Source organism: Tabrizicola sp. M-4 (genome assembly GCF_051132405.1).
Taxonomy (GTDB): Bacteria; Pseudomonadota; Alphaproteobacteria; order Rhodobacterales; family Rhodobacteraceae; genus Paragemmobacter.
Genome location: NZ_CP128606.1, coordinates 2,310,492 through 2,321,786, shown reverse-complemented (window position 1 = coordinate 2,321,786; position 11,295 = coordinate 2,310,492). Strand labels below are relative to the sequence as shown.

The 11,295-nt window shown below is 66.5% G+C and carries 7 protein-coding genes; 6 read left to right on the top strand and 1 reads right to left on the bottom strand.

Going from position 1 to position 11,295, the window contains the following annotated elements; all coding sequences use genetic code 11:
* Positions 1-62 precede the first annotated feature (62 nt).
* Together TabM4_RS11400 and TabM4_RS11395 are read left to right on the top strand one after the other, a co-directional pair.
* Positions 63-1,409, top strand: coding sequence for a formimidoylglutamate deiminase (locus TabM4_RS11400; protein WP_434612385.1), 1,347 nt, complete (start codon positions 63-65; stop codon positions 1,407-1,409).
* The gene (locus TabM4_RS11395) at positions 1,409-2,092 is read left to right on the top strand and encodes a GntR family transcriptional regulator (protein ID WP_434612383.1); all 684 of its coding nucleotides are present in this window, start codon (positions 1,409-1,411) and stop codon (positions 2,090-2,092) included. Before TabM4_RS11400 ends, TabM4_RS11395 begins: the two co-directional genes overlap by 1 nt.
* Before the next feature lie 198 nt (positions 2,093-2,290).
* On the opposite strand, the gene TabM4_RS11390 is transcribed toward TabM4_RS11395, so the two are convergent.
* Positions 2,291-3,142, bottom strand: coding sequence for a LysR family transcriptional regulator (locus tag TabM4_RS11390; protein WP_434612381.1), 852 nt, complete (start codon positions 3,140-3,142; stop codon positions 2,291-2,293).
* 102 nt (positions 3,143-3,244) lie between these two features.
* Between TabM4_RS11390 and TabM4_RS11385 the strand changes: the two genes are divergently transcribed.
* The 4 genes from TabM4_RS11385 to TabM4_RS11370 all read left to right on the top strand — a co-directional run bounded on the left by TabM4_RS11385 (position 3,245) and on the right by TabM4_RS11370 (position 11,293).
* Positions 3,245-5,689, top strand: coding sequence for a GcvT family protein (locus TabM4_RS11385; RefSeq protein ID WP_434612379.1), 2,445 nt, complete (start codon positions 3,245-3,247; stop codon positions 5,687-5,689).
* A 68-nt stretch (positions 5,690-5,757) separates the two neighbouring features.
* A complete protein-coding gene (locus TabM4_RS11380) occupies positions 5,758-8,205 on the top strand; it encodes a GcvT family protein (protein ID WP_434612377.1) in 2,448 nt (815 codons plus the stop codon).
* An 81-nt stretch (positions 8,206-8,286) separates the two neighbouring features.
* Positions 8,287-9,855 carry a trimethylamine methyltransferase family protein gene (locus TabM4_RS11375; protein ID WP_434612375.1) on the top strand — a complete coding sequence of 523 codons (1,569 nt, stop codon included), beginning with the start codon at positions 8,287-8,289 and terminating at the stop codon, positions 9,853-9,855.
* 7 nt (positions 9,856-9,862) lie between these two features.
* Positions 9,863-11,293 (top strand): aldehyde dehydrogenase family protein, encoded by a 1,431-nt coding sequence (locus TabM4_RS11370; RefSeq protein ID WP_434612373.1) that lies wholly within the window; start codon positions 9,863-9,865, stop codon positions 11,291-11,293.
* Positions 11,294-11,295 lie beyond the last annotated feature (2 nt).

Here is an 11,295-nt window from a genome sequence, read left to right as displayed (position 1 = left end):
GCCTTATGTCTGATCTTGGCGTTATTATGTCTATACATAATGACCTGTCAAGCGAGGGACCTATGCTGATCCATGCGGAACGCGCGTTGCTGCCGGGGGGATGGGCTGCGGATGTGGGGGTGCGGGTCGAGGGCGGGCGGATCGTCGCGGTTGGCCCTGCGGCGGGGGGCGTGCGGGTCGGTTGCCTGTTGGCGGCGCCGGTGAACCTGCATTCCCACGCGTTCCAGCGGGCGATGGCGGGGATGACGGAGCGGCGGGGGGCGGGGCAGGACAGTTTCTGGACGTGGCGGACGCTGATGTATCGCTTTCTGGATCGGCTTGGGCCGGAGGATGTGGAGGCCATCGCCGCGCAGGTGATGGTGGAGATGGCGGAGGCGGGTTACGCGGCTGTGGCGGAGTTCCACTATCTGCATCACCAGCCGGGTGGGGCGGTTTACTCCAGCATTGCCGAAATGTCTGAACGGATCGTCAACGCGGCGGAGGAGACGGGGTTCGGGCTTACCTTGCTGCCCGTGCTGTATCAGCGTGGGGGCTGTGACGGGCGTGCCCTGACTTCGGGGCAGTTGCGGTTCGGGAATGATGTGGAGCGGTTCGGGCGGCTTTGGGAGGGGGCGGCAAGGGCCGTCTCGCGCTTGCCGGAGGGCGTGACGGGGGTTGCGCCACATTCGCTGCGGGCGGTGGATGTGGATGGGTTGCGGATGGCGGAGGAGATTGCACCGGGAGCACCGATCCACATTCACGTGGCCGAGCAAGTGGCTGAGGTGGAGGAGGTTTCGGCGGCCTATGGGGCGCGGCCGGTGGAGTGGCTCTTGGGGAATTTCGTGGTGGATGGGCGCTGGTGCGGCATCCATTGCACGCAGATGACGGAGGCCGAGACGATCGCGCTGGCGCGGTCTGGCGCGGTGGCGGGGCTGTGCCCGATCACCGAGGCCAATCTGGGGGATGGCATCTTTGACGGGGTGCGGTTCGTAGGCGCGGGCGGGCATTGGGGCGTGGGGTCGGATAGCAATGTGCGGATCTCGCTGGCCGAGGAATTGCGGCTCTTCGAATATTCGCAGCGGCTGCGGGACCGGGGGCGGGCGATGCTGGCGGATGGCGAGCGGTCCACGGGGCGGGTGCTGTGGGAGGGTGCCGTTGTCGGGGGGGCGCAGGCGGCGGGGCGGGCTTCGGGGGCGATTGTTGAGGGGGCGGTGGCGGACCTTGTGGGGTTGGACATGGGGAACCTGCATCTGGCGGGGCGGGAGGGGGATGAGATCCTCGATGCCTTTGTTTTTGCAGGGAATGACGGGTTGGTGAGTGAGGTCTGGTCGGGCGGGCGGCATGTGGTGACAGGCGGGCGGCATGTGGCGCGCGAGGGGGTGGAGCGGCGGTTCCGGGCGGTGATGGCGGGTCTGCGGGAGCGGATGTGATGGGTTGGGAGGATGTGCGCGAGGAAGTGCTGCGGCGCATCCGGGGGCGGGTCTGGGCTCCGGGCGTGGTGATTCCGGGCGAGGAGGCGCTGGCGGTGGAGTTCGGGGTGGCGCGGGCGACGGTGAACCGGGCGCTGCGCGATCTGGCGGAGGCGGGGCTGCTGGAGCGGCGGCGCAAGGCCGGGACGCGGGTGGCGCTGCTGCCCGTGCGGAAGGCGACGCTGGAGATTTCCATCATCCGTCAGGAGGTTGAGGCGCGGGGGGAGGTCTATGCCCATCGCATTCTGGAGAGCCGGATGGAGGGGATACCGCTGGCGGCGGCGCTGCGGATGGGGGTGCCGGCGGGGGTTCCGATGCTGTTTCTGGAGACGCTGCATCTGGCGGGGGGGCGGCCCTTTGCGCATGAGGTGCGGTGGTTGAATTTGGCCGTGCTGCCGGGGGGGGTGGTGCCGGATTTCGCGGCGGTGAGCGCGAATGAGTGGCTGGTGCAGAATGTCGCCTATGCCACGGGCGACATTGCCTTTTCCGCCGAGGCGGCGACGCGGGCGGAGGCGGCGGCGCTGGGGATTGCGGCGGGGGATCCGGTCTTTGTGACCGAGCGGGTGACGTGGACGGCGGAGGCGCCGATCACATTCGTCCGGCTGCTGCACGGGCCGGGATATCGGCTGCGGACCGTGGTCTGAGGGCGTACCGGATTCCGTGCCGGAAACTGTACCGCAAACTGTCAGCACGCAGCGGGCTGTGGGGTAACGGGTCGTTAGGGCAGGAATATTCGAATGAATTCGGGCTGCGCGGTCGGTGGCGTCGTGCGGGGTGGGTGGCCCCGGGGGCTGTCTGCCCCCGGACCCCCGAGGATATTTGGGAACGGATGAAGGGGCGGGTCAGCGGCCTGACAGGCGGCGTTGCACGATGCGGTGGAGTTTGCGGTGGAGGGGCGTGATGCGGTGGCGCAGATGGGTGGCGGCATAGACGGGCTGGCGCAGGACGGGGGCGTCTGTCACCTCGCGGAAGCGGCCCGAGGCGAGCATCTGGGTGGCGGTGCGTTCGAGGACATAGCCCGCGCCGCCCATCGCGGTGAGGAGGGAGGCGACGGTGGCGCTTTGGCCGACCGAGACGGGGGCGGAGGAGAATTCCGGTGTCAGGTCGCGGTGCATCGCTTCGAACATCGGGGAGAAATGGGCGAAGATGAAGGTTTGGGGGTTCACCTCGGCGCGGCGGTCGGTGTCGGTAGAGATCATGCGGTAGGTGACTTCGCCCAGTTCCGAGAAGTGCAGGTCGGGATGGGGTTTGGGGGAATACATGACCGCGAAGTCGAGGATGCCCGTGAGCACGTCGGCGCACATCTGGTTGGAATAGTCGGGTTCTATGTAGAAGGCCGTATCGGGCAGGGCGCGGCGGAAGTCGGCGATCCATTCGCCGATGTGCTGGGCCGCGAGGTCGTTCTGGATGCCGAGGCGGATCAGGTGCGCGGCGCGGTCGGGGACCTGTATCCTGCGGCGGGCCTCGTGCCACTCATGCCGCAGGGCGCGGGCGTGGGGCTCGAAGCGCGCGCCTTCGGTGGTGAGGTCGGTGCCGGCGCGGGAACGGGTGAAGAGCTTGGCCCCGAGGGCGGACTCCAGCGCGGCGATGCGAGCGGAGACGGTGGATTGGGTGAGGCCAAGCCGTTCCGCCGTGCGGTTGAAGCTGCGGGTTTCGGCGAGGTCGAGGAAGGTTTCGAGGTGGTCGATCTGCATGCGGCGCCTAATCGGGTTTTCCGATCAATAGGCGCGTCCGGGGCGAATTGAAAGGGTGGGGTTTGGCTGTCATCCTTCCGCGCGACAGGGCTGGAGGATGTGATGGCGGATTTTCCCACAAGCGCGCGGGTGGTGATCATTGGCGGGGGAGCGGTGGGGGCCTCGTCGCTCTATCATCTGGCGAAGGCCGGCTGGACGGATTGCGTGCTTCTGGAGAAGAACGAGTTGACCGCAGGCTCCACATGGCATGCGGCGGGGAATGTGCCGACCTTTTCGTCGAGCTGGTCGATCATGAACATGCAGCGCTATTCGGCGCAGCTTTATCGGGGGCTGGGGGAGGCCGTCGATTACCCGATGAATTACCATGTGACCGGATCGGTGCGGTTGGGGCATTCGAAGGAGCGGCTGGCCGAGTTCAAGCGGGTCGTGGGGATGGGGCGGTATCAGGGGATGGACCTTGATATCCTGTCGCCCGATGAGATCCGGTCGCGCTATCCCTTCCTTGAGACGCATGATCTGACGGGGGCTTTGTATGACCCCTATGACGGCGACATTGACCCCGCGCAGTTGACGCAGGCGCTGGCCAAGGGCGCGCGCCAGATGGGGGCGCGGATCGAGCGGTTCTGTCCGGCGACCGGCGTGCGGCGGGAAGGCGACGAGTGGGTGGTGGAGACGCCGAAGGGCGAGATCCGCTGCGAGATCGTGGTGAATGCCGCCGGATACTATGCGCGGGAGGTGGCCAAGATGTTTGGCCGCGATCTGCCGATGATGGTGATGAGCCATCAGTATCTGCTGTTCGACACGATCCCGGAACTGGAAAGCTGGTCGAAGGGGGTGGGGCACAAGCTGCCTTTGTTGAGGGACGTGGATTCGTCCTATTACCTGCGGCAGGAGAAATACGGCTTCAATCTGGGGCCTTATGAGAACCCCTGCCGCGCGCATTGGGCGACGCCGGACGATCCGATGCCGGAGGATTTTTCGTTCCAGCTTTTCCCCGACGATCTGGAGCGGTTGGAGTGGCATATCAATGACGCGATGGCGCGGGTGCCGCTGTTGGGGCAGGCGAACCTTACGAAGGTGATCAACGGGCCGATCCCCTATACCCCGGATGGAAACCCATTGATTGGGCCTATGCCGGGTGTGCCGAATGCCTTTGAAGCCTGCGTCTTTACCTTTGGCATCTGTCAGGCGGGGGGCGCGGGCAAGGTGCTGGCCGAGTGGGTCACAGAGGGGGCGACGGAATGGGACATGTGGTCCTGCGATCCGCGCCGCTTTACCGGGTTCGAGGACCCGCAATACTGCGTGGAGAAGGGGATGGAGGTCTATGGGCATGAATATGCCATCCATTTCCCGCATCATGTCTGGCCTGTGGGGCGGGGGAAGAAGCTGTCTGCCGTGCATGACCGGACAGCGGCTTTGGGGGCGCAGTTCGGGCCTTATAACGGGTGGGAGCGGGCGCTGTGGTATGCGCGTGCGGGCGATGATGTGAGCGAGGCGGCGCAGCGGACATGGGAGCGCGAGGGGCCGTGGTTCGGCGCGGTGCGCGAGGAATGTCTGGCGGTGCGGGATGCGTGCGGGATTCTGGATTTGCCGGGGTTCAGCCGCTTCCGCGTGTCGGGCGCGGGCACGGTGGCTTGGCTGTCGGCGCAGATCACGGGACGCGTGCCGGGGATCGGGCGGCTGGGGCTGGCCTATTTCGCGGATGGGAAGGGGCGGATCGTGACCGAGATGTCGGTCGCGCGGATCGCCGAGGAGGAGGTGCTGCTGATTACGGCGGCGACCGCGCAACTGCATGACAAGGAGTGGCTGCTGTCCACTTTGCCTGCCGGTCTGACGCTGGTGGATGAGACGGAGGCGTGGTCGACGCAGATCCTGACGGGGCCGAAGGCGCGCGAGGTGCTGGTGGCGGCGGGGTGTGAGGCGGATTTGGCCAAGGGCTGGCTGACCTTCCAGACGGCGCGGATCGCGGGGGCGGAGGTCGCGCTGTTCCGGGTGAGTTTCGCAGGGGAGCTGGGCTGGGAGATCCATTCCCGCGTCGGGGATACCGCGCGGGTCTGGGATGCGGTGATGGCGGCGGGTGCGCCTTTGGGGCTGCGGCCGTTCGGGATGTTCGCGCTGAATTCCCTGCGGGTGGAGAAGGGGTATCGGGCGTGGAAGGGGGACCTTTCGACCGATTACACCGTCTTGCAGGGCGGGTTGGAGCGGTTCGTGGATTGGGCCAAGCCCGATTTCCGGGGCAAGGCCGCGCTGGAGGCGGAGAAGCAGCGGGGGGTGACGAAGCGTTTTGTCACTCTGGTGGTGGAGGCGGGGGAGTGTGACCCGCCTTACATGTCGACGCTCTGGCATGAGGGCCGCGTCGTGGGCGAGACGACGAGCGGTTACTACGGGCATCGGGTGGGCAAGGTCGTGGCGCTTGGGATGCTGCGGGCTGATCTGGCGGTGCCGGGGACGGAGGTCGAGGTGGAGATCTTCGGGGAACGGTGCCGGGCGGTGGTCTGCGAGGATGCGCCGCTTTGGGATGCGAAGAACGAGCGGTTGCGCGCGTGACGGAGTGCGGGACCGGGGGTTTCACACCCCCGGACCCCCGTGGGATATTTGAAGAACGGATGAAGAGCATGGGTCAGGTTCCGGGCAAGGCGCGGGCGGTTGTCATCGGGGGCGGGGTGTCGGGCTGTTCGGTGGCCTATCATCTGGCCAAGGCCGGGTGGACGGATGTGGTGCTGCTGGAGCGGAAGCAGTTGACCTCTGGCACGACATGGCATGCGGCGGGGCTGATCGGGCAGTTGCGCGGGTCGGCGAACATGACGCGGCTCGCGAAGTATTCTGCTGATCTTTACGTGAAGCTGGAGGCGGAGACGGGGGTGGCGACGGGGATGCGGCAGGTGGGCAGCATCTCGGTCGCGCTGACCGAGCATCGGCGGGAGGAGTTGCTGCGGCAGGCGACGGTGGCGCGCATCTTCGGGGTGGATGTGGCGGAGATTTCGCCCTCTCAGGTCAAGGAGATGTATCCGCATCTGAACGTTTCGGACGTGGTGGGAGCGGTGCATCTGCCGCTGGACGGGCAGTGCGATCCGGCGAATATCGCGATGGCCTTGGCCAAGGGCGCGCGGATGCGCGGGGCGCAGATCTTCGAGCATACGAAGGTTATCGGGGTGCGTCAGGCGGGGGGGCGTGTCACCGGGGTGGATTATGTGAGTGCGGAGGGGGAGCCGGGGTTCATTGCTGCCGATGTGGTGGTGAATTGCGGGGGGATGTGGGGGCGCGATCTGGCCGCGCAGAGCGGAGTGACGCTGCCGCTGCATGCCTGCGAGCATTTCTACCTGATCACGGAACCCGTGGAGGGGCTGGGGCATCTGCCCGTGCTGCGGGTGCCGGATGAGTGTGCCTATTACAAGTCGGACGCGGGGAAGATGATGATCGGGGCCTTCGAGCCGAAGGCGAAGCCCTGGGGGATGGAGGGCATCCGCGAGGATTTCATGTTCGACACGCTGCCGGAGGATTGGGATCACTTCATGCCCATCCTTGAGAATGCGATGAACCGGATGCCGCTGTTCCAGACGTCGGGCATCCATACCTTCTTCAACGGGCCGGAGAGTTTCACGCCGGATGACCGCTATTATCTGGGCGAGGCGCCGGAGTTGCGGGGGTATTGGATCGCGGCGGGGTATAACTCGGTCGGGATTGCGGGGTCGGGGGGCGCGGGGATGGCGCTGGCATCCTGGATCACGGAAGGGGAGCCGCCCTTCGATTTGTGGGAGGTGGATATTCGCCGCGCGCAGCCGTTCCAGCGGAACAGGGCGTATCTGAAGGAGCGGGTGAGCGAGACCTTGGGGCTGCTTTATGCGGATCATTTCCCCTATCGGCAGGTGGTGACGTCGCGCGGGGTGCGGCGGTCGCCGTTGCATGCGCATCTGGAGGCGCGGGGGGCGGTCTTCGGCGAGGTGGCCGGGTGGGAGCGGGCGAATTGGTTCGCGAAGCCGGGGCAAGAGCGCGAGTATCGCTATGGCTGGAAGCGGCAGAACTGGTTCGGGAACCAGCGGGACGAGCATCTGGCGGTGCGGAACGGGGTTGGGCTGTTCGACATGACCTCCTTCGGCAAGATCCGGGTGGAGGGGCGGGATGCGATGGCCTTCCTGAACCGGGTCTGTTCGGCGGAGATGGACGTGCCCGTGGGGCGGATCGTCTATACGATGATCCTAAACGAGCGGGGCGGGATCGAGGCGGATCTGACGGTTACGAGGCTGTCGGAGACGGCTTTCCTGCTGGTGGTGCCGGGGGCGACGCTCCAGCGGAACCTTGCGCTGTTGCGGCGGGCGCTGGGGGAGGAGTTCGCGGTCATCACCGATGTGACGGCGGGCGAGGCGGTGCTTTGCGTCATGGGGCCGAAGGCGCGTGATCTGATGCGCGCGGTGAGCCCGGATGATTTCTCCAACGCCGCGCATCCTTTCGGGATGGCGCGGGAGGTGGAGGTGGGCATGGGCCTCGCCCGGGCGCATCGGGTGACTTATGTGGGCGAGCTGGGCTGGGAGCTTTATGTCTCCACCGATCAGGCGGCGCATGTGTTCGAGGCGCTGGAAGAGGCGGGGGCGGGGCTGGGGCTGACGCTCTGCGGGCTGCATACGCTGGACAGTTGCCGGATCGAGAAGGCCTATCGGCACTGGGGCCATGACATCACGGACGAGGACCATGTGCTGGAGGCGGGGCTTGGTTTCTCTGTCTCGAAGCGGAAGGCTTCGTTCGTCGGGCGGGAAGCGGTGCTGCGGAAGGCGGAGGCCGGGTTGAGCCGCCGGATGGTGCAGTTCCGGATGGAGGACCCCGATGTGATGCTGTTCCACAACGAGGCGATCGTGCGGGACGGGAAGATCGTGGGTCCGGTGACGAGCGGGAATTACGGGCATTTCCTCGGCGGCGCGGTGGGCATGGGATATGTGCCCTGTGTGGGGGAGGGTGAGGCGGAGGTCTTGGCCTCCACCTACGAGATCGAGGTGGCGGGGGTGCGGCATCGGGCCGTGGCCTCCTTGGTGCCGATGCATGATCCGAAATCGGAGCGGGTGCGCGCGTGATTGGCGGCGGACCGGGGGGCTTTGCGCCCCCCGGACCCCCCGCAGGATATTTGGGAACGGATGAAGCTGGGAGCGTTGGGCATGGCTGAGGCGGTCGAGAGCACGGTGGGTGAGGTCTGCGAACCGGCGCGGGCGCGTCGGTCGGGGGGGCGGTCGGCGCGGGTGGCGCTGCGGGCGGCGCCCTTGGCGGATGACGTGCGGCCCGTGCGGGCGGGGATGCCGGGGGGGCAGTACAAGCCGCTGACGGATGCGGGGATGGCGAAGATTCATGCCTCGGCGCTGGAGGCGCTGGAGGTGATCGGGCTGTCGCAGGCGCCGAAGTCGGGGGTAGAGATCATGACTGCCGCCGGGGCGGTGCAGGGGGATGACGGGCGGTTGCGCTTTCCCCGCGCGTTGGTGGAGGACATGCTGGCGGTGGCGGCGCGGGATATCACGCTCTACGCGCGGGACCCGAAGCATGACCTGCATCTGACCGGGACCAACGTGCATTTCGGCACGGCGGGGGCGGCGGTGCATATCGTGGACCCGATCACGCTGGATTACCGGGAGTCGACGGCGCAGGACCTCTATGACGGGGCGCGGTTGGTCGACAACCTCGACAACATCCATTTCTACCAGCGCACGATGGTCTGCCGGGATGTGGTGGACAACAAGGAGATGGACCTGAACACGCTTTATGCGTGTTTGGCCGGGACGCGGAAGCATGTGGGGACGTCTTTCAGCGATCCGTCCCATGTCGCGGATTGCTTCGACATGCTCTACATGGTCGCGGGCGGCGAGGAGAAGTGGCTGGAGCGGCCTTTCGTCAGCAATTCCAATTGCTTCGTCGTGCCGCCGATGAAGTTCGCGGAAGAGTCCTGCATCACGATGGAGGATTGCATCCGGCGGGGGATGCCGATGCTGCTTTTGTCGGCGGGGCAGGCGGGGGCGACGGCGCCTGCTCCCATCGCGCTGACCATCGTTCAGGCTGTGGCGGAGTGTCTGGCCGGGGTCGTCTATGTGAATGCGATCAAGAAGGGGGCGCCGGCGATATTCGGGACGTGGCCTTTCGTCAGCGATCTGCGGACGGGGGCGATGTCGGGCGGGAGCGCCGAGCAGGCGCTGCTGACGGCGGGTTGTGCGCAGATGCATCGGTTCTATGGGTTGCCGGGAGGGGCGGCTTCGGGGATTTCCGACAGCAAGCTGCCGGACATGCAGGCGGGGTGGGAGCAGGGGATCACCAATGCTCTGGCCGGTCTGGCGGGGTTGAACATGTGTTACGAGGCGGTGGGGATGCATGCCTCGCTGCTGGGGTTCTGTCTGGAGTCCTTGGTGCTGGGCGATGACCTGCTGGGGCAGGCGATGCGGCTGGTGCGGGGGATCGACGTGACGGAGGATTCGACGTCCATCGAGGCGATGAAGGAGGTCTGTCTGGGGGGGCCGGGGCATTATCTGGGGTCGGAGCAGACGCTGTCCCTGATGCAGACGGAGTATGTCTATCCCAAGGTGGGCAACCGGATGAGCCCCAAGGAATGGAACGAGGCGGGGAAACCCCTGTTGCTGGATACTGCGATCCGGCGCAAGAATGAGATCCTGTCCAAGGCGGGATGCGTGGTCGATGCCGAGATCGATGCCGCGATCCGGGCCAAATACAACATCTATTTCCGGTGAGGATGCAATGACTTACGCGAACCTGTCGAAGTTCTACATCAACGGGGAATGGGTGGCGCCCTTGGGCGGGACCATGATGGGGGTGGAGAACCCTGCGACGGAGGAGATCGTGGCACAGGTGGCGCTGGGGTCTGTTGCCGATGCGGACCGCGCGATTGCGGCGGCGCGGGCGGCCTTCGACGGGTTCTCCGGCTGGAAGGCGGCGGATCGGATCGCGCTGCTGGAGGCGGTGCTGGCGGAGTATAACCGTCGGTATGAGGAATTCGCCGTTGCCATGTCGACCGAGATGGGGGCGCCGATGGCCTGGGCGCGCGAGGCGCAGGCCTGGGCGGGGCAGGTGCATCTGGAAAGCACCATCAAGGCGGCTAAGGAATTCCACTGGGAGGAGATGCGCGGGGATACTCTGCTGATCCGCGAGGGGATCGGGGTCTGCGCGCTGATCACGCCGTGGAACTGGCCGATGAACCAGATCGCCTGCAAGGTCGGGCCTGCGCTGGCGGCGGGGTGCACGATGGTGCTGAAGCCGTCCGAGATCGCGCCCTTGTCGGGCGTTTTGTTCGCGGAAGTCTGCCATGCGGCGGGGGTTCCGGCGGGCGTGTTCAACATGGTGAACGGGACGGGGCCGGAGGTGGGGGCGCGGATGTCGTCTCACCCTGAGGTGGACATGGTGTCCTTTACCGGGTCCACGCGGGCAGGGGTGCAGGTGGCGACGGCCGCTGCGCCGACGGTAAAGCGGGTGGCGCAGGAGTTGGGGGGGAAGTCGGCGAACATCATCCTGCCGTCTGCTGACCTTGCGGCGGCGGTGGCGGCGGGGGTGGAGGGGTGCTTCGGCAATACCGGGCAGTCCTGTGACGCGCCGACGCGGATGTTCGTGCCTGCGGCGCGGATGGACGAGGCGCTGGCCGTGGCGAAGGAGGCGGCGGAGGCCGTGGTCGTGGGCGATCCGCAGGACCCTGCGGTGACGATGGGGCCGCTGATTTCCAAGCTGCAATTCGACAAGGTGCAGGGGTTGATCCAGAAGGGGATCGACGAGGGGGCGACGTTGGTGACGGGCGGTGTCGGGCGTCCGGTCGGCGTCAATCGCGGCTGGTTCGCGCGGCCCACGGTGTTCGGCCATGTGACGAATGACATGACCATCGCGCGGGAGGAGATCTTCGGGCCTGTCCTGTCGGTGATCGGCTATGACACGGTCGATCAGGCGGTCGCGATGGCGAATGACACGGTCTATGGGTTGGCCGCCTATGTGCAGGGCGCGCCGGAGGAGGCCATCGCGGTCGGGCGGCGGCTCAGGGCGGGGCAGGTGAACCTGAACTATCCGGCATGGGACACTTTCGCGCCCTTCGGCGGCTACAAGCAGTCGGGGAACGGGCGGGAATATGCGGATTGGGGCATCCATGACTTCTGCGAGGTCAAGGCGCTTGTCGGGCATGGGGCGTAAGG

Coding starts and splice junctions, on each gene's coding strand:
- TabM4_RS11400 (WP_434612385.1), top strand. CDS start 63: ATGCTGATCCATGCGGAACGCGCGTTGCTGCCGGGGGGATGGGCTGCG.
- TabM4_RS11395 (WP_434612383.1), top strand. CDS start 1,409: ATGGGTTGGGAGGATGTGCGCGAGGAAGTGCTGCGGCGCATCCGGGGG.
- TabM4_RS11390 (WP_434612381.1), bottom strand. CDS start 3,142: ATGCAGATCGACCACCTCGAAACCTTCCTCGACCTCGCCGAAACCCGC.
- TabM4_RS11385 (WP_434612379.1), top strand. CDS start 3,245: ATGGCGGATTTTCCCACAAGCGCGCGGGTGGTGATCATTGGCGGGGGA.
- TabM4_RS11380 (WP_434612377.1), top strand. CDS start 5,758: ATGGGTCAGGTTCCGGGCAAGGCGCGGGCGGTTGTCATCGGGGGCGGG.
- TabM4_RS11375 (WP_434612375.1), top strand. CDS start 8,287: ATGGCTGAGGCGGTCGAGAGCACGGTGGGTGAGGTCTGCGAACCGGCG.
- TabM4_RS11370 (WP_434612373.1), top strand. CDS start 9,863: ATGACTTACGCGAACCTGTCGAAGTTCTACATCAACGGGGAATGGGTG.